18 protein-coding genes and 1 tRNA gene are annotated in these 17,979 nt (G+C 71.3%); 12 read left to right on the plus strand and 7 right to left on the minus strand.

The features are described from left to right. Positions 1–49 precede the first annotated feature (49 nt). Positions 50–427 (plus strand): peptidase inhibitor family I36 protein, encoded by a 378-nt coding sequence (locus OG553_RS23230; RefSeq protein ID WP_405980830.1) that lies wholly within the window; start codon positions 50–52, stop codon positions 425–427. Here the strand turns inward: OG553_RS23230 and OG553_RS23235 are convergent. Together OG553_RS23235 and aceE are read right to left on the minus strand one after the other, a co-directional pair. Continuing rightward, the gene (locus OG553_RS23235) at positions 408–1,202 is read right to left on the minus strand and encodes a potassium channel family protein (protein ID WP_405980831.1); all 795 of its coding nucleotides are present in this window, start codon (positions 1,200–1,202) and stop codon (positions 408–410) included. The genes OG553_RS23230 and OG553_RS23235 overlap by 20 nt on opposite strands. Positions 1,203–1,283: 81 nt before the next feature. Beyond that, the gene (aceE, locus tag OG553_RS23240) at positions 1,284–4,016 is read right to left on the minus strand and encodes a pyruvate dehydrogenase (acetyl-transferring), homodimeric type (RefSeq protein ID WP_405980832.1); all 2,733 of its coding nucleotides are present in this window, start codon (positions 4,014–4,016) and stop codon (positions 1,284–1,286) included. A 438-nt stretch (positions 4,017–4,454) separates the two neighbouring features. Between aceE and OG553_RS23245 the strand changes: the two genes are divergently transcribed. From OG553_RS23245 to OG553_RS23270, 6 genes are all read left to right on the plus strand, one after another. Further along, entirely contained in the window at positions 4,455–4,880 is a 426-nt protein-coding gene (locus tag OG553_RS23245; protein ID WP_405980833.1) for a DUF3052 domain-containing protein, read from the plus strand. A 211-nt stretch (positions 4,881–5,091) separates the two neighbouring features. Then, on the plus strand, positions 5,092–5,550 hold the full coding sequence (locus OG553_RS23250) for a peroxiredoxin (RefSeq protein ID WP_007263894.1): 459 nt from the start codon (positions 5,092–5,094) through the stop codon (positions 5,548–5,550). Between the two features lie 128 nt (positions 5,551–5,678). Then, a complete protein-coding gene (locus OG553_RS23255) occupies positions 5,679–6,254 on the plus strand; it encodes a TerD family protein (protein ID WP_385769365.1) in 576 nt (191 codons plus the stop codon). 127 nt (positions 6,255–6,381) lie between these two features. Continuing rightward, entirely contained in the window at positions 6,382–6,957 is a 576-nt protein-coding gene (locus OG553_RS23260) for a TerD family protein (protein WP_362461002.1), read from the plus strand. Between the two features lie 25 nt (positions 6,958–6,982). Beyond that, the gene (locus OG553_RS23265) at positions 6,983–8,116 is read left to right on the plus strand and encodes a DUF475 domain-containing protein (RefSeq protein ID WP_405980834.1); all 1,134 of its coding nucleotides are present in this window, start codon (positions 6,983–6,985) and stop codon (positions 8,114–8,116) included. A gap of 117 nt (positions 8,117–8,233) precedes the next feature. Then, positions 8,234–8,974, plus strand: coding sequence for a Tellurium resistance (locus OG553_RS23270; protein ID WP_405980835.1), 741 nt, complete (start codon positions 8,234–8,236; stop codon positions 8,972–8,974). A gap of 33 nt (positions 8,975–9,007) precedes the next feature. Here the strand turns inward: OG553_RS23270 and OG553_RS23275 are convergent, their stop codons facing one another. Then, entirely contained in the window at positions 9,008–9,790 is a 783-nt protein-coding gene (locus OG553_RS23275) for a TerD family protein (RefSeq protein WP_405980836.1), read from the minus strand. Between the two features lie 194 nt (positions 9,791–9,984). Between OG553_RS23275 and OG553_RS23280 the strand changes: the two genes are divergently transcribed. The 4 genes from OG553_RS23280 (at position 9,985) to OG553_RS23295 (ending at position 15,353) form a co-directional block, all read left to right on the plus strand. Continuing rightward, positions 9,985–11,160 (plus strand): HpcH/HpaI aldolase/citrate lyase family protein, encoded by a 1,176-nt coding sequence (locus OG553_RS23280; protein ID WP_405980837.1) that lies wholly within the window; start codon positions 9,985–9,987, stop codon positions 11,158–11,160. 11 nt (positions 11,161–11,171) lie between these two features. Beyond that, positions 11,172–13,784 (plus strand): phosphoribosyltransferase, encoded by a 2,613-nt coding sequence (locus tag OG553_RS23285; RefSeq protein WP_405980838.1) that lies wholly within the window; start codon positions 11,172–11,174, stop codon positions 13,782–13,784. Next, on the plus strand, positions 13,781–14,614 hold the full coding sequence (locus OG553_RS23290; RefSeq protein ID WP_405980839.1) for an HAD family hydrolase: 834 nt from the start codon (positions 13,781–13,783) through the stop codon (positions 14,612–14,614). The genes OG553_RS23285 and OG553_RS23290 overlap by 4 nt, the downstream gene beginning before the upstream one ends. A 79-nt stretch (positions 14,615–14,693) precedes the next feature. Beyond that, positions 14,694–15,353 (plus strand): O-methyltransferase, encoded by a 660-nt coding sequence (locus tag OG553_RS23295; protein WP_405980840.1) that lies wholly within the window; start codon positions 14,694–14,696, stop codon positions 15,351–15,353. 15 nt (positions 15,354–15,368) lie between these two features. Here the strand turns inward: OG553_RS23295 and OG553_RS23300 are convergent, their stop codons facing one another. The 3 genes from OG553_RS23300 to OG553_RS23310 all read right to left on the minus strand — a co-directional run bounded on the left by OG553_RS23300 (position 15,369) and on the right by OG553_RS23310 (position 17,690). Beyond that, positions 15,369–15,581, minus strand: a complete 213-nt coding sequence (locus tag OG553_RS23300; RefSeq protein ID WP_125816540.1) for a zinc ribbon domain-containing protein — start codon at positions 15,579–15,581, stop codon at positions 15,369–15,371. A 9-nt stretch (positions 15,582–15,590) separates the two neighbouring features. Next, complete coding sequence (locus OG553_RS23305) at positions 15,591–16,127, minus strand: DUF4383 domain-containing protein (protein ID WP_405983114.1); 537 nt, start codon at positions 16,125–16,127, stop codon at positions 15,591–15,593. A 276-nt stretch (positions 16,128–16,403) separates the two neighbouring features. Further along, positions 16,404–17,690 carry a hypothetical protein gene (locus OG553_RS23310; RefSeq protein ID WP_405980841.1) on the minus strand — a complete coding sequence of 429 codons (1,287 nt, stop codon included), beginning with the start codon at positions 17,688–17,690 and terminating at the stop codon, positions 16,404–16,406. Positions 17,691–17,755: 65 nt separating this feature from the next. Between OG553_RS23310 and OG553_RS23315 the strand changes: the two genes are divergently transcribed. After that, positions 17,756–17,830 (plus strand) — tRNA-Val (locus OG553_RS23315). Positions 17,831–17,890: 60 nt separating this feature from the next. On the opposite strand, the gene OG553_RS23320 is transcribed toward OG553_RS23315, so the two are convergent. Beyond that, complete coding sequence (locus OG553_RS23320) at positions 17,891–17,965, minus strand: 50S ribosomal protein bL37 (protein WP_099895366.1); 75 nt, start codon at positions 17,963–17,965, stop codon at positions 17,891–17,893. Between the last annotated feature and the right edge of the window lie 14 nt (positions 17,966–17,979).

Below are 17,979 nucleotides of genomic sequence, written 5' to 3' on the forward strand. Positions count from 1 at the left end.
CACCGGAAGGAGTCCGGAGCCCGTCCGTCAAGGAGGAGTTGACCCCGTCATGCGTACGTGGAGCACCGCACGAGCCACCACCCTCGCCGCCGCCCTGCTGGCCGCCGCCACCCTCGTACCCGGCACCGCCGCCGGCGCCCACGCGGCCGGCCCGCCCTGCGCCACCGGGGAGCTGTGCCTGTGGGCGAAGCCGGACTTCAAGGGCACCAGGCAGACCTACGACCTCAGCACCGTCGACATCAACAGCTGCATCACCCTGCCCGCCGGGAACTACCAGTCCCTGATCAACCGCATCCAGCGGCAGGTGACGGCGTACCAGTCGGCCGAGTGCGCGGAGACCGGCCAGTTCGAGACCTACTCGGGCAACGGGGTCTGGCTGCCCGCCTCCCCCTACCAGATCAGGGCGTTCAAGGTGTGGGAGACGTAGCCCCCGGCTGCTCGGAGTGGCCGGCGGCCTGGGCGGGCATCGCGCCCTGGCCGCCGCCGCCCAGCAGCGCGACCTCGGCGCGCAGCGCCCGTACCTCCGCCTGGAGCTCCCGGATCGCCGCGAGCTGGATCCGCTCCGCCTGGTCGTCCCGTTCGAAGCGGGCGATGAACCAGGCGGCGATGTTGGCCGTCACCACACCGAGCAGGGCGATCCCCGACAGCATCAGCCCGACCGCCAGCACCCGGCCCAGACCGGTGGTGGGGGAGTGGTCCCCGTACCCGACCGTGGTCATGGTGGTGAAGGACCACCACACCGCGTCGCCGAGGTTCTTGATGTTCCCGTCGGGGGCGTCCCGCTCCACGCTCAGCACCGCGAGCGAGCCGAACATCAGCAGCCCCACCACGGCCCCCGCCACGTACGTGGTCAGCCGGATCTGCGGAGCCATCCGCGCCCGCCGCCCCACCAGCATCAGGGTGGCCACCAGCCGCAGCAGCCGCAGGGGCTGCACCAGCGGCAGCACCACCGCGGCCAGGTCCAGCCAGTGCGTCCGCACGAAGTGCCGCCGGTCCCGCGTCAGGCCCAGCCGCACGAGGTAGTCGAGGGCGAAGGCACCCCACACCACCCACTCCGCGTACGTGCACGCCCGGTGCACGGCCGGGTCCGCGTCCGGGGCGACGATCGGCACGGCGTACGCGAGGGCGAAGGCCACCGCGAGGACGAGCAGCGGGGTCTGGCTCCGCCGCTCCCACAGCAGCTGGCGGGAGGTTTCCTTCATGCGGAGCATCGTAGGGAACGGCACGGGTGAGCCCCGCCCGGCATCCGGACGGGGCTCACACCGGCGTGCTCGCCGCAGGCGTCAGGCGTCGCCGCCGGCGGCGCCCGGGTCCGCGGCCGACACGTCCAGCAGCTGGTACCGGTCGACGGCCTGCTTCAGCACCGAGCGGTCCACCTTGCCCTCACGGGCGAGCTCGGTGAGCACCGCCAGGACCACCGACTGCGCGTCGATGTGGAAGAAGCGACGCGCCGCGCCGCGCGTGTCCGCGAAGCCGAAGCCGTCCGCGCCCAGCGAGGTGTACGTACCCGGCACCCAGCGGGAGATCTGGTCCGGCACCGCGCGCATCCAGTCCGAGACCGCCACGAACGGCCCCTCCGCGCCCGACAGCTTCCGCGTCACGTACGGGACGAGCTGCTCCTCCTCCGGGTGGAGCAGGTTGTGCTCCTCCACCTCGACGGCCTCGCGGCGCAGCTCGTTCCAGGAGGTCGCCGACCAGACGTCCGCCCGGACGTTCCACTCGGCGGCCAGGATCCGCTGCGCCTCCAGGGCCCACGGCACCGCCACGCCCGAGGCCATGATCTGCGCCCCGACGGCGCCCGAGGTGCCCTCGGAGACCCGGTGGATGCCCTTGAGGATGCCGTCCACGTCGACGCCCGCCGGCTCGGCCGGGTGCTGGATCGGCTCGTTGTAGACCGTCAGGTAGTAGAAGACGTCCTCGGCGTCGGGCCCGTACATGCGCCGCAGGCCGTCCTTGACGATGTGCGCGATCTCGTACCCGTAGGCCGGGTCGTACGCGACGCAGCCCGGGTTCGTCGACGCCAGCAGCAGGGAGTGACCGTCGGCGTGCTGGAGGCCCTCACCCGTCAGGGTGGTCCGGCCCGCGGTCGCGCCCAGGACGAAACCGCGCGCCAGCTGGTCGGCCATCTGCCAGAACTGGTCACCGGTGCGCTGGAAACCGAACATCGAATAGAAGACGTAGACCGGGATCAGCGGCTCGCCGTGCGTCGCGTACGCCGAACCCGCGGCGATCAGCGAGGCCGTGCAGCCCGCCTCCGAGATGCCGTCGTGCAGCATCTGGCCGGTCGGGGACTCCTTGTACGCGAGGAGCAGGTCGCGGTCGACCGCCTCGTACTGCTGCCCCAGCGGGTTGTAGATCTTGGCGCTAGGGAAGAAGGCGTCCATGCCGAAGGTGCGGTACTCGTCGGGCGCGATCAGCACGAAGCGCTTGCCGATCTCCTTGTCCCGCATCAGGTCCTTCAGGATGCGGACGAAGGCCATCGTGGTGGCGATCGACTGCTGTCCCGAACCCTTCTTGGCCGCCGCGTACGTCTTCTCGTCCGGCAGCTGCAGCGGCTTGGCCCGCACCACGCGCGTCGGCACGTAGCCGCCGTGGGCGCTGCGCTGGTCGTGCATGTACTGGATCTCGGGCGAGTTGCGGCCCGGGTGGTAGTACGGCGGCGCGCCGCTCTCCAGCTGGGCGTCCGTGACCGGGATGTGCAGGCGGTCGCGGAAGCGCTTGAGGTCGTCGACCGTCAGCTTCTTCATCTGGTGCGTGGCGTTGCGGCCCTCGAAGTTCGGGCCGAGCGTCCAGCCCTTGACCGTCTGCGCCAGGATCACCGTCGGCTGGCCCTTGTGGGCCTTGGCCGCCGCGTACGCGGCGTAGACCTTCTTGTGGTCGTGGCCGCCGCGGCCCAGGTGCTGGATCTGGTAGTCGGACATGCCCTCGACCATCGCGCGCAGCCGCTGGTCGCCGCCGAAGAAGTGCTCGCGGATGTAGGCGCCCGACTCGGTGGCGTACGTCTGGAACTGCCCGTCGGGGGTCGAGTTCATCTTGTTGACCAGGATGCCGTCGCGGTCCTGCGCCAGCAGCGGGTCCCAGGAGCGGTCCCAGATCAGCTTGATGACGTTCCAGCCGGCCCCGCGGAAGATCGACTCCAGCTCCTGGATGATCTTGCCGTTGCCGCGCACCGGGCCGTCGAGGCGCTGAAGGTTGCAGTTCACGACGAAGGTCAGGTTGTCCAGGCCCTCGCGCGCGGCCAGCGAGAGCTGGCCCAGCGACTCCGGCTCGTCCATCTCGCCGTCGCCGAGGTACGCCCAAACGTGGGACTTGGAGGTGTCCGCGATCCCGCGCGCCTCCATGTACCGGTTCATCCGGGCCTGGTAGATCGCCCCGAGCGGGCCGAGGCCCATCGAGACGGTCGGGAACTCCCAGAAGTCCGGCATCAGCCGCGGGTGCGGGTAGCTGGACAGGCCGTACGGGGCCTTCGACTTCTCCTGCCGGAACGAGTCCAGCTGCTGCTCGGTGAGCCGGTCCAGGAGGTAGGCGCGGGCGTAGATGCCCGGGGAGGCGTGGCCCTGGAAGAAGATCTGGTCGCCGCCGTCGCCCTCGTCCTTGCCCCGGAAGAAGTGGTTGAAGCCCACGTCGTAGAGGGAGGCGGAGGAGGCGAACGTGGCGATGTGGCCGCCGACGCCGATCCCCGGGCGCTGCGCGCGGGAGACCATGACCGCGGCGTTCCAGCGGGTGGCGTTCAGGACCTTGCGCTCGATCTCCTCGTTACCGGGGAAGAACGGCTCGTCCTTGGTGGCGATGGTGTTGACGTAGTCCGTGCTGCGCATCTCCGGCACGGCCACGCGCTTCTCGCGGGCCCGCTCGATCAGTCGCAGCATCAGGTAGCGGGCGCGCTCGCGGCCCCGCTCGTCGACCGCGGCGTCGAGGGAGTCGAGCCACTCCTTCGTCTCCTCCGGATCGAAGTCCGGGACCTGGCTCGGAAGACCGCCAATGATGATCGGGTTGCGATCGGATGCGGAAGCCACGCTGTTCCTTCGCTGTCGGGGGAGTCGTGCCCTGGGTCGCCGCCTCCCATGGTCTTACGCCCGGCCGAAATCTTCACCTCTACCACTGGGTAACACCTGGAGCGGCGAAGGAGCGGGCCGGCGTGCCTTGCCCGGTGCCGGGCCAAATCGCAACCATACGCCCAAGTCGATCAGCGGGTTCGTAAGGACGTTCGTCCCTCAAACAGGTAGGAAAGTCCTCATGCGATGCCGAATGAGCTGGAATGGTGTGGGATGAATCACCGGTGGTCCACCGGGGAAGCCTGAAAGTTGCGGCGAGACGGCCGTAATCGTCACCGTTTCGACGGTCTCGGCGGCCGGGTACTTGCGCGATCCGCCGCGCCCGTGTGGACTACGCCCAATGCTGCGCGTACGCGCGCCGCCGAAAGACATTCACCGAACATGAGCAGGAGGCACCCCGTGAGCGCGACCGCGGACCACGCGGAGAGCCTGGCCACCCGGCTGGGTTTCCAGTCCGAACAGGTGGTCCAGGAGATCGGCTACGACGAGGACGTCGATCAGGAATTCCGTGACGTCGTCGAGACCCTCGTCAGCGAGCTCGTCGACGAGGACTACGACGAGGGCGCCGACGCGGTGCTGTTGTGGTTCCGCGACGAGGACGGCGATCTGACGGACGTCCTGGTCGACGCGACCGAGCTGGTCGAGGACGGCGCACTGATCCTGCTGCTGACGCCCAAGACGGGCCGTGACGGCTACGTCGTGGCCAGCGACATCAGCGAGGCCGCCGAGACGGCCGGCCTGTCGCTCGCCAAGGGCGGGCCCGTCGGCAAGGAGTGGGTCTCCACCAAGCTGGTGACGCCGAAGGCAGCCAAGTCCAAGCGCTGATCTGCGCCCCGCAGCCGAGCGGAAAGCACGCACCCCGCCGACCGGGACTCCCCGGCCGGCGGGGTGTGCGCGTTCCGGGGCCGGCGCGCGGGCCGGCCCCGGAACCCGCTTCCGGCGCGCCGGTCCGGTCCGCTCTCCGGGGACGGGCCGTAGGCTGGGCCTCACCCGAACGGCCCCGTGCGGGGACGCAGGAAACGAAGGGATACGAGAGATGGCGATCGAGGTCGGTCACAAGGCCCCGGACTTCGAGCTCAAGGACAACCACGGCGCCACCGTGAGGCTCTCCGACTTCCGCGGCGAGAAGGCCGTGGTGCTGCTCTTCTACCCCTTCGCCTTCACCGGCGTCTGCACGGGCGAGCTGTGCGAGCTCCGCGACCAGCTGCCCCGCTTCCAGAACGACGACGTGCAGCTGCTGGCCGTCTCCAACGACTCGGTCCCGACCCTGCGCGTCTTCGCGGAGCAGGAGGGCCTGGAGTACCCGCTGCTGTCCGACTTCTGGCCGCACGGCGAGACCTCCCGCGCCTACGGCGTCTTCGACGAGGACAAGGGCTGCGCGGTCCGCGGCACCTTCGTCATCGACAAGGACGGCATCGTGCGCTGGACCGTCGTCAACGGCCTGCCCGACGCGCGTGACCTGAACGAGTACATCAAGGCCCTCGACAGCCTCTGAGACGGAGCCGTCGGCGGCTTCCGTACGAAAACCGCCTGTGGGCGGGAACCCGTCACTAGGATCGAACCGTTGATCCGGTAGCAACGCACGACGGGGCCCCGCCCCATACGAAAACCAATGGAGGACCCGTGGGAGTCAGCCTCAGCAAGGGCGGCAACGTCTCGCTGACCAAGGCCGCGCCTAACCTGACGGCGGTCATCGTCGGTCTGGGCTGGGACGCTCGCACCACCACCGGTGTCGACTTCGACCTCGACGCCAGCGCGATCCTGACCAACGACCAGGGCAAGGTCGCCAACGACTCGAACTTCGTGTTCTTCAACAACCTGAAGAGCCCGGACGGTTCGGTCGAGCACACCGGTGACAACACCACCGGTGAGGGCGAGGGCGACGACGAGGCCATCAAGGTCAACCTCGCCGGCGTCCCGGGCGACGTCGCCAAGATCGTCTTCCCCGTCTCGATCTACGAGGCCGAGAGCCGCCAGCAGAGCTTCGGCCAGGTCCGCAACGCCTACATCCGCGTCGTGAACCAGGCCGACAACACCGAGCTCGCCCGCTACGACCTCTCCGAGGACGCCTCGACCGAGACCGCCATGGTCTTCGGCGAGCTGTACCGCAACGGCGCCGAGTGGAAGTTCCGCGCCATCGGCCAGGGCTACGCCTCGGGCCTGCGCGGCATCGCGCAGGACTTCGGCGTCAACGTCTGAGCCGAAACCCCAGAGCAGTTCGTCCGTCCGGCGCCGTGCACCCCTGTGTACGGCGCCGGACCGGCTTTGCCACCATGAAGCGGGTGGCTCGGCCATCACCACCACGTCGTCCGGGGAGGACCACATCATGGGCGTCACACTCGCCAAGGGGGGCAACGTCTCCCTGTCCAAGGCCGCACCGAACCTCACCCGGGTTCTGATCGGTCTCGGATGGGACGCGCGCTCGACCACGGGGGCGGACTTCGACCTCGACGCCAGCGCACTGCTGTGCAACAGCGGCCGGGTGCTGGGGGACGAGTACTTCGTCTTCTACAACAACCTCAAGAGCCCCGAGGGCTCCGTCGAACACACCGGGGACAACCTCACCGGCGAGGGTGAAGGCGACGACGAGTCGATCATCATCGACCTCACGAAGGTCCCCGCCCAGGTCGACAAGATCGTCTTCCCGGTCTCGATCCACGAGGCGGATTCCCGCCGGCAGAGCTTCGGCCAGGTGAGCAACGCCTTCATCCGCGTGGTGAACATGGCCGACGACCAGGAACTCGCCCGCTACGACCTGACCGAGGACGCCTCCAGCGAGACCGCGATGATCTTCGGGGAGGTCTACCGGTACGGGGGTGAATGGAAGTTCCGTGCGGTAGGACAGGGGTACGCGTCGGGGCTGCGGGGCATCGCTCTAGACTTCGGGGTCAACGTTTCGTAAAGCCGTACAAGACGATGGGGTGCCAGTGGTTCTCAAAACCTTCGGCTGGTCGTTCGCAGTCACTGCGCTCGGTCTGGTCGCAGCGGTGTTCTACGGGGGGTGGACCGCTTTTGGGATCGTGGCGATCCTGTCGATCCTCGAAATCTCGCTGTCCTTCGACAACGCGGTGGTCAACGCCGGAATCCTGAAGAAGATGAACGCCTTCTGGCAGAAGATCTTCCTCACGATCGGCGTGCTCATCGCCGTGTTCGGCATGCGCCTGGTCTTCCCCGTCGTCATCGTGGCGATCAGCGCCAAGATCGGGCCCATCGAGGCCGTCGACCTGGCGATGACCGACAAGGAGATGTACAAGCAGCTGGTGACGGACGCCCACCCGTCCATCGCCGCCTTCGGTGGCATGTTCCTGCTGATGATCTTCCTCGACTTCATCTTCGAGGACCGCGACATCAAGTGGCTCGCCTGGCTGGAGCGCCCGCTCGCCAAGCTCGGCAAGATCGACATGCTGTCGGCGTGCATCGCGCTGATCGTCCTGGTCATCACCTCGATGACCTTCGCCGCCAACGCCCACCAGCACGGCGGCACCCACGTGGACAAGGCGCAGACCGTCCTGGTCTCCGGCGTCCTGGGCCTGATCACCTACATGATCGTCGGCGGCCTCTCCGGCTACTTCGAGAACAAGCTCGAAGAGGAGGAAGAGGCCGAGCACGAGGCGGAGGAAGCCGCCAAGAAGAGCGGCAAGCCCGTCTCGGCCGTCGCCATGGCCGGCAAGGCCGCGTTCTTCATGTTCCTCTACCTGGAGGTCCTCGACGCCTCCTTCTCCTTCGACGGCGTCATCGGCGCCTTCGCCATCACCAACGACATCGTGCTCATGGCCCTCGGCCTCGGCATCGGTGCCATGTACGTCCGGTCGCTCACGGTCTACCTGGTCCGCCAGGGCACCCTCGACGACTACGTCTACCTGGAGCACGGCGCGCACTACGCGATCGGCGCCCTCGCCGTGATCCTGCTCGTCACCATCCAGTACGAGATCAACGAGGTCATCACCGGCCTCGTCGGCGTCGTGCTCATCGCCTGGTCCTTCTGGTCCTCCGTCCGCCGCAACAAGCGGCTGGAGGCCGAGGGCGGCGACAGCCCCGCGGAGGTCGGTGCCGGGGTGTGACCCGGCGCTGATTGCGGAACGCTTCCAGTAACGACGGGGCGGCCGCGCGGATCCACTGGACCGCGCGGCCGCCCCGCCGCATTTTCCGCTGCACGGACCGACCTGGGGGGTTGGAACATGGGGTTCTTCGACGGGATCAGGGGCGCTCGCGCCATGGGCTTCGACTCGGGCAACGCCTCGTCGAACGCCATCGAGCTCACCAGGCGGCAGCCGACGGTGTCGCTCACCAAACAGCAGGCCGTTCACGGCAACATGCGCGTGAACCTCTCCTGGCGGATGCGCACCTCCGACTTCGGCGGCCGCTCCGGCCAGAGCGGGCAGCTCTTCCGGCACCCGTTCAAGCTCTTCAAACCCGACATCGTGCAGGCCCACACGCAGGGCATGGTCAACGTGGACCTGGACATGGGCTGCCTCTACGAGCTGACCGACGGCACCCGGGGCGCCGTCCAGCCCCTGGGCAACCTGCTCGGCGACCTCAACGACCCGCCGTACGTGAAGCTCAGCGGCGACGACCGGTTCGGCTCGGGCTCGGGGGAGACCCTCTACATCAACCTCGACCACGCCGACGAGATCAAACGGCTGCTGGTCTTCGTCTACATCTACGACCAGACCCCGGCCTTCGACCGGACCCACGCCCTGGTCACCCTCTACCCGACCGCCGGCCCCCGGATCGAGATCCCGCTGGACGAGCGGCACCCGCAGGCCCGCTCCTGCGCGGTCCTGTCCATCGAGAAGGTCAAGGGCGAGCTGATCGTGCGCCGCGAGGTGAAGTTCGTGTACGGGTTCCAGGCCGAGCTGGACCGGCTGTACGGCTGGGGGCTCCAGTGGGGCCGGGGCTACAAGAGCACCAAGGCCTGAGGCCCGGGGGACTCCACGCCCCCGGGCGGCCCGTCAGCGGCGGATGAACTGCGGCCCCTGCACCGGCAGCCGGAACGACGGGTCCCCGCCCGGAGCCGGCACCGGGACCGGCGACACCGGCTGCGGGTACCCGTACGCGGGCTGGGCGGCCGGCGGGGCCTGGGTCACCGGGGTCTGCACCGGCGGGCGCATGGCGGCCGTCCGGTCGTCCCCCGGGGTGCCGGGGGCCGCCGGTGCGGGCTCCGCGGCCGCACCGGCGCCCTCGCCGGCGTTCTCGTCGACGGAGATCCCGTGGTCGGTGGCCAGCCCCACCAGGCCGTCGGAGTAGCCCTCGCCCAGGGCGCGGAACTTCCACCCCTCGCCCCGGCGGTACAGCTCCCCGCAGATCAGCGCCGTCTCGGCGCCGGTCTCCGGGCGGACGTCGAAGTGGGCCAGCGGCTCGGGAGCACCGCCCGGCGTGGCGTCGTACAGCTGGATCCGCAGGTCGCGGACCTGCTCGAAGGGCACGTCCTCGGCGGAGGCCACCACCAGGACCCGGTCCACGACCGGCGGCACGGCCCGCAGGTCCGCCTGGACCGCGTCCGTGACCCCGTCGCCCACCTGCTTCTTGCCCAGCCGCCACACGGACCCCGAAGGGTGCCGGGGCTGGTTGTAGAACACGAAGTCCTCGTCCGAGCGCACGCGCCCGTCCGCTCCCACGAGCAGCGCGGAGGCGTCCACGTCCGGCACCTCGGGGCCGGTGGTCCAGCGCAGCACCGCCCGGACCGCCGTGGCGGTCACCGGGATGTTGGAGCCCTTCTGCATCGCGTGCGTCATGCCCGTCATCCTGCCCTCCCGGAGCCGACCGGGACAATGCGGCCCCCCGTAGGGCCTTGTCCCGAGCGTGAGAGCTGGGCATGGTGCAAGAGGGTTACCTGAACTTCATGTGCTTGAGGAACTCTTGACTCGCGTTCGTACGTACTATTACCGGCCACGCCAGTTGGGCCGCCGAGGCAGTACGGGGGAAGCACATGCGTCACTTCGGGCACATATCGCCCACCGTCCGCAAGGACCTCTTCCACCAGGAGCCGGCGGAGTTCGACCTGGCCTCCCCGGCCCGCACCCTGGCGGCCGCGCTCGGAGCCACCCTCTACAGCCCCGCCGTCCGGCCCAGGCTGGCCGACGACATCCGCAAGCAGGCCGGCCGCGGAGTCGTCTCCATGGTCCTCTGCCTGGAGGATTCCATCAGCGACGCCGAGGTCGGGGACGGGGAGGAGAACCTCGTCCGGCAGTTCGCGGCCCTCGAAGCCGAGGGCGCCGGCCCCGAGGGGCTCCCGCTCCTCTTCATCCGCGTCCGCACCCCCGAGCAGATACCCGACCTCGTCCGGCGGCTCGGCGGCCCCGTCCGGAACCTGGCCGGATTCGTACTACCGAAGTTCACCGAAAGCCGCGGAACGGCCTTCCTCGACGCCGTCGCCGCCGCCGAAGCCGCCGCCGGACTGACCCGCCTGTACGCCATGCCGGTCCTGGAGACCCCCGACCTCCTCCACCTGGAGACCCGGGTCGAAGCCCTCGCGGGCATCAAGCGCACCGTCAACCGCTACCGCGAGCGGGTCCTCGCCCTGCGCCTGGGCGTCACCGACTTCTGCTCCGTGTACGGACTGCGCCGCACCCCCGACATGACCGCGTACGACGTCCAGATCGTCGCCGGGGTCATCGCCGACGTGGTCAACGTCCTCAGCCGCGCCGACGGCACCGGCTTCACCGTCACCGGCCCGGTCTGGGAGTACTTCCGCAGCCAGCAGCGCCTCTTCAAGCCGCAGCTGCGCCGCAGCCCCTTCCTGGAGGAGGGCGTGGAGGAGCTGCGCACCGCCCTGATCGAACACGACCTGGACGGCCTGCTGCGCGAGATCGAGCTCGACCGCGCCAACGGGCTGCTCGGCAAGACCTGCATCCACCCGGCCCACGTCACTCCGGTGCACGCGCTGTCGGTGGTCTCCCACGAGGAGTTCAGCGACGCCCAGGACATCCTGCGCCCCGAGCGCGGCGGCGGCGGGGTCATGCGCTCCGCCTACACGAACAAGATGAACGAGGTGAAGCCCCACCGGGCCTGGGCCGAGCGCACCATGCTGCGCGCCGAGGTCTTCGGTGTGGCGAAGGAGGAGGTCGGCTTCGTCGACCTCCTCACGGCCGGGCTCCAGGTGTGAGCGGGCCGGCCATGACGAGGAAGGGCAAGACGATCGACACGGTGTGGTCGGGAACCTGGGTCGCCGAGCGGCTGGGCGTGGACCTGCGCGGGGCAGGCGGCGGAGCCTCGCCCGAGCTGAGGGAACTGCTCGGGCTGGCCCTGCGGCGCAACCCCAAGCGGGCCCACCTGCTGGTCTCGCAGGTGCTGGGCAAGCACGTCCCGCAGTCGCCCGGGGCCGTGTACGCGGCCGGCCACGGGCTCGGCGTACGGGTCCGCGAGCTGCTCGGCGACCGGGCCGCCGACGCGGTCGTCCTCGGCTACGCGGAGACGGCCACCGGGCTCGGCCACTGCGTCGCCGACGGCCTCGGCCCCGCCCCCTACCTGCACTCCACCCGCCGACCGGTGCCCGGGGTGCGGCCCGCGGGCGGGTTCGAGGAGGCCCACTCGCACGCCACCTCGCACCTGCTGCTGCCCGAGGACCCCGCGCTGCTGGCGGGGGAGGGGCCGCTGGTCCTCGTCGACGACGAGTTCTCCACCGGCAACACCGTCCTGAACACCATCCGCGACCTCCATTCCCGCCACCCGCGCGCGCACTACGTGGTCGTCGCCCTCGTGGACATGCGCTCCGCCGCCGACCGGGACCGGCTCACCGCCTTCGCCGCCGAACTGGGTGCGCGGGTGGACCTGATCGCCCTGGCGTCCGGGACGGTCTCCCTCCCGGACGGGGTCCTGGAGAAGGGCCGGGCCCTGGTGGAGGAGTACGAGGCGGCGGCAGCCGAGGCGCCGGCCGCCGGCGGTACGGCTACCGGCGTCCCGACCGCCGGCGGTGAGGCCGTGGTTGACGTGGCCGACGTGGCCGACGTGGCCGATGTGGCCGGCCTGGCCGGCAGGGCCGACGCCGACGCCGTGGCCGCACCTGTGGCCGATGCTGCGCCCGTGGCCGGCGTGGCGGCGCCCGCGGGCGTCGCCCGGGTGCCGCTCGGCTGGCCCGGCGGGCTGCCCGACGGCGGCCGGCACGGTTTCACCGCCGCCCACCGCGAGGCGCTGGAGGGCGCCCTGCCCGCCATGGCCGCCCGGCTCGCCGACGCGCTCGGCGCGCAGCCCGGAAGGGTCCTCGTACTCGGCAACGAGGAGCTGATGTACGCGCCGCTGCGCCTCGCGCGGGCCCTGGAGGAGTCCGGGGCGGCCCGCGAGGTGCGGTTCTCCACCACCACCCGCTCGCCCGTGCTCGCCGTCGACGACCCCGGCTACGCCATCCGCACCCGGCTCGTCTTCCCCGCGCACGACGCCCCCGCCGACGGGCCCGGCGACCGCTACGCCTACAACGTCGCCGGCGCCGGCTTCGACACCGTCGTCGCCGTCGTCGACTCCGCCGGGGACACCCCCGAGCTGCACGCCGGGCTGCTGGCCCGGCTCGCCCCGCACACCGGCCGGGTCGTCCTGGCCGTCGTCCCGTCCTACACGCCCGACGACCGGCAGGAGCCGACCGTGACCCAGCCGCCGCTGCCCGAACCGCTGCGGGGGCCGGCGTTCTCCTCGTACGCCCCCGAGGACGTCGGCTGGCTCCTCCAGGACCTCTCCGAGGTGCGGCTGGAGGCCCCGACCGAGGAGCGCGAGGAGGCCATCCAGGCGGGCGGCGCCCACTACGCCGAGTCCCTGCCCGTCGAGTACCAGCCCTCCCCGCAGTACCAGGAGCTCTACCGCAGCGCCCTCGACGCCTCGGCCGCCCGGATCGCCCGCGCCGTCGGAACCGTCACCGAGACCGTGCTCGCCGAGCGCTCCCCGTCGCCCGTGCTGGTTTCGCTGGCCCGCGCCGGCACGCCCGTCGGCGTGCTGATGCGCCGCTGGGCCCGCGCCCGGCACGGCCTGGACCTCCCCCACTACGCCGTCTCCATCGTCCGCGGCCGGGGCATCGACGCCAACGCCCTGCGCTGGCTCGCCGCCCACCACGATCCCGCCGACGTCGTCTTCGTCGACGGCTGGACCGGCAAGGGCGCCATCACCCGCGAGCTGCGCGAGGCCCTGGCCGCCTTCCCGGGCTTCGACCCGGAGATCGTCGTCCTCGCCGACCCCGGCTCCTGCGTGCGCACCTACGGCACCCGCGAGGACTTCCTGATCCCCTCCGCCTGCCTCAACTCCACCGTCTCCGGCCTCGTCTCGCGTACGGTGCTCAGGTCGGACCTGGTCGGCCCGCACGACTTCCACGGCGCGAAGTTCTACCGGGACCTGGCCGGAGCCGACGTCTCCACCGCCTTCGTCGACACCGTCGCCGCCCGTTTCGACGAGGTCGCGGACGCGGTCGCCGCCGAGGTCAAGGAGCTCCTCGCCGCCGACCGCACCCCGACCTGGGTGGGCTGGGCGGCGGTGGAGCGGATCAGCGAGGAGTACGGCATCCACGACGTGAACCTCGTCAAGCCCGGCGTCGGCGAGACGACGCGGGTGCTGCTGCGCCGCGTGCCGTGGAAGATCCTGGCCCAGCGCGGGGCCGGCTCCGACCTGGACCACGTACGCCTGCTCGCCGAGCAGCGCGGGGTGCCGGTCGAGGAGGTCGACGACCTCCCGTACACCTGTGTAGGACTCATCCACCCCCGCTTCACGCGCGGCGCCACGGGCGCCGACGGAAAGGCAGTGGCCTCCCAGTGACCCGCCAAGAGACCGTCCTCGTAGCCAGTGACCTCGACCGGACCCTCATCTACTCCTCGGCCGCGCTCGGCCTGACCATGCCCGACCCGCAGGCCCCCCGGCTGCTGTGCGTCGAGGTGCACGAGGGCAAGCCGCTGTCGTACATGACGGAGACGGCGGCGGCGCTGCTCGCGGGACTGGCCGCCGACCCGTCGGCGGTCTTCGTTCCGACCACCACCCGCACCCGCAAGCAGTACCAGCGGATCCGCTTCCCCGGCCCCCCGGCCCCGTACGCCATCTGCGCCAACGGCGGTCAGCTGCTGGTCGACGGCGCCCCGGACCGGGACTGGCGGCGCGCGGTGGCCGGACGCCTCGCCGCGGAGTGCGCCCCGCTGGAGGAGGTGCACCAGCACCTGCTGGCCGTGTCCGACCCGGCGTGGCTGCGCAAGGCCCGCCTGGCCGAGGACCTCTTCGCGTACCTGGTCGTCGAGCGGGAGCTGGTGCCCGACGAGTGGCTCAAGGCCCTGACCGAGTGGGCCGGGTCCCGGGGCTGGACTGTCTCCCTCCAGGGCCGCAAGATCTACGCCGTCCCGCGCCCGCTCACCAAGAGCGCCGCGATGCACGAGGTCGCCCGCCGCACGGGAGCGGCCACCACCCTCGCCGCCGGGGACTCCCTGCTCGACGCCGACCTGCTGCTCGCCGCCGACCGGGCCTGGCGGCCGGGCCACGGGGAGCTCGCCGACACGGGCTGGACCGCCCCCACGGTGACGGCCCTGGACACGGCCGGGGTCCTGGCGGGCGAGGAGATCGTCCGGGAGTTCGTCCGGGCGGTCGGCACACCCGCCGCATGACCTCCGGCGTTGCACCGGCCGCTCGGCACACCGGCCGCACGACCCCCGGGCCGCCGCGGGCAATTGGCACACTGACCGCATGACCAAGGGCAACAGCACCAAGATCACCGACGAGCTCTACCAGTACGTCCTGGCCCACAACCCCCCGCTGGACGAGATCCAGCGGGGGCTCGTGCGCACCACCTGGGAGAAGTTCCCCGAGTCGGCCGGCATGCAGTCCGCGGAGGAACAGGGACCGCTGCTGGCCTTCCTGGTCCGGCTGACCGGAGCCCGCCACATCGTCGAGGTCGGCACCTTCACCGGCTTCTCGGCCCTGTCCATGGCCCGGGCCCTGCCGGCCGACGGCCGCCTGATCGCCTGCGACGTCTCGGAGGAGTGGACCGCGTACGGCCGCGAGGCCTGGGAGGCGGCCGGCGTCGCGGACCGGATCGACCTGCGCATCGCCCCGGCGCTGGAGACGCTGCGCGCCATGCCGGCGGAGCCGCACGTCGACATGGCGTACGTCGACGCGGACAAGGAGAACCAGATCCTCTACTGGGAGGAACTGGTCCCGCGGCTGCGCCCGGGCGGGCTGATCGTCACCGACAACACCCTGTACCACGGCACGGTCCTCGACGAGTCCCCGCAGGGCCGGGGCGCGAGCGTGCGCGCGTTCAACGAGCACGCCATGGCCGACACCCGGATGGACTCCGTCCTGCTGGCGATCTCCGACGGCCTGACCCTCTCGCGCAAGCGCTGAGGAGGCTCCGTCCGCTCAGCCGCAGCCGCCCCCGCCGCAGCAGCCGCCCCCGCCGGCGGGCGCGGCCGCGGGGGCACTGCTGGTCCCGCCGACGGCGACGGCGGAGAGCAGCTTGACGGTGTCGGCGTGCCCGGCGGGGCAGTCGGCGGGCGCGGACGACTCGGCCATCGGCCGGCTGACCTCAAAGGTGTCGTCGCAGGTCCGGCAGCGGTATTCGTAACGAGGCATGCGCACAGGCTACGCAGTGGGGCGCGCCGACCGGAATCCCTCGCGGCCCCGCGTCTCGCGCGCCGCCTGTTCGGGGTGGCGGGCGCGCCAGTACGGATTGTCGTGCGGCAGGGCGCTGCCCACCCGCCCGTACATCCCGAACCACATCAGCATCACGCCGACGACGAAGCTGAACAGCACGTTCTGGATCCGGAAGGCCAGGAAGTTCAGGCCCGTGTCCAGGAGGGCGAGGTTGATGAACCCGCTCACGATGAAGGCGATGCCGAGCACGATGTTCAGGGTGGAGGCGAAGGTCCCGCCGATCACCATCCCGGCGAACAGCAGCGCGCCGATGCAGATCGACAGGACGCTCAGCGCACCGTTCGTGTTCAGGGCGAGCACCGTGTCGCCGCCCGTGTCGAAGAAGCCGATCCGGTTGACCAGCCCCAGGATGCCGAACGCCACCAGCAGCAGCCCGGTCAGGCCGGCGCCGACCCGGTACACCTGGCCGAGCTTGTGGTCGGCCGGCAGGTGATCGTCCAGCCGGGCGTTGACCGGGTGCAGCATCCGCTCCAGCAGACCCGGACCCTGCCGCTCGGGCGGCGGCCCGTACGGCTCGTGGGGCACGTAGGGCGCGTAGTGCTCGTGCGGCTCGGTGCACCCGTACGCCGCGTGCGCCACGTACGGCTCGTGGGACACGGGGGGAGCCGCCCGGTCCGTGCGGGACCGGTGGAAAGTGTGGGCAGCCATGACGCCCTCCTCAGCCCTCCCTCTCAGTCCTTCCAGTCCTCCCCAGACCGCTGTTCCGTTCCAGTCCAGCATCCGCCGCCGCCCGCGGCCTGGCTACCCCACCGCGCGCTGGTCGCGGATGTCCGACACCACCCGGCCCACCGCCGACCGGACCTGCTCCAGCTCCTGGAGGAAGTGCCAGTAGTCGGGGTGCCGCCCCTCCAGCCCGGCCAGCGCCCGCTCCATCCGCGCCACCGACTCGTCCAGCGGGCGCGCATGCCGCGGATCGGGCACGCTCCGGCCGGCCATCGCCAGCCGCTGCGCGTCCCGGATCGCGAAACGGGTCCGCTCCACCTCGGCCTTCGGGTCCCGGGCCACCGCCTCCAGCCGCGTGAGCCGGTCCTGCGCCGCCGACACCGCCTCGTCGGTGGCGTCCAGCCCGGCCCGCACCGCCTCGACCAGTGCCGTCACGTCGGCCCAGCGCTGCTCCTGCCGCGCCCGGGCGGCCTCCGCCAGCCGCTCCTCCGCCTGCGCGACGTCCCGTACCGCCTGATCGGGGACGTGCTGGAGGTCCTGCCAGCAGGCCGCACTGAACCGGCGCCGCAGCTCGCTGAGCACCGGATCCACCCGGTCCGCCCGGTTGCGCAGCGCCTGCGCCCGCGTCCGCAGGCTCACCAGCCGCCGGTCCACCTCCGCGGCCCGCTCCGGCAGCCGCGCCGCCTCGGCCCGCACGGCTTCCGCGTCCCGCAGGATCCGGTCCGCACGCTGCACCGTCTCCTGCACCCCGTGCTGGGCCGCGCCCTGGTTCAGCTTCGTCAGCTCCGGCCCCAGCGCCGCCAGCCGCGCCGCCAGGTCGTCGGCCCGCATCCCCTGCGCCCGCACCGCGTCCAGCGCGTCACTGGCCGCCAGCAGCGCGGCCTTCGCCCGCTCCCGCGCCGGCGCGACCCGCGCCAGCTGCGTCTCCGCCTTGTCCAGCAGCGGCTGCAGCCCCTGCGCGAACCGCTCCAGCTCCCCCTTGACCCGCACCAGTTCGTCCCGCGCCCGCGTCAGCTGCTGCCGCGCCTGCGAGGCGGCGGAGCCCTCCAGGTCGACCCGGTCCAGGTCGTGCGCGTCGACGGCCTCGATGTAGGCGTGGCTCACCTCGTCGATCCGCCGCCCGAGCGCCGCGAACCCCTCGGTGGCCTGCCGCGCCGCGGGAGACCCGTCGGCGGCGGCGATGGTCTCGATGGAGATCCGCAGATCCCGCTGCGCGGTGTCCAGCTCGTAGAACGCGGCCGCGGCGGCGTCCTTCGCCGCCTGCGCATCCGCCCGCCGACCCTCGTCCCGCCCGCCGAACCACCGCCGGGATGCCGTCGTCACAGTCCCACTCCCGTACCCCGTCCGCCCGTGCCCCGGGTCCATTCTCCCCCACGGGAACGGGATTGCGTGGGGGGTCCGCCCTGCATGTAGGCTGTCCACTCGTCCACGGGTGTGTAGCTCAGGGGTAGAGCGCTGCTCTTACAAAGCAGATGTCGGCGGTTCGAAACCGTCCACGCCCACCAGACATGAAGGCCCCCAACCGGTCACGGTTGGGGGCCTTTCGTGTGTCTGGGGGGTGCGGCTCAGGCGTTGGGGCGCTTGCCGTGGTTGGCCTTCTTCTTCTTGCGGGCGCGCTTCTTGTTTCCTCGCTTGGCCATGTGCTGCTCCTGGG

Source organism: Streptomyces sp. NBC_00158 (genome assembly GCF_045160885.1).
GTDB lineage: Bacteria > Actinomycetota > Actinomycetes > Streptomycetales > Streptomycetaceae > Streptomyces.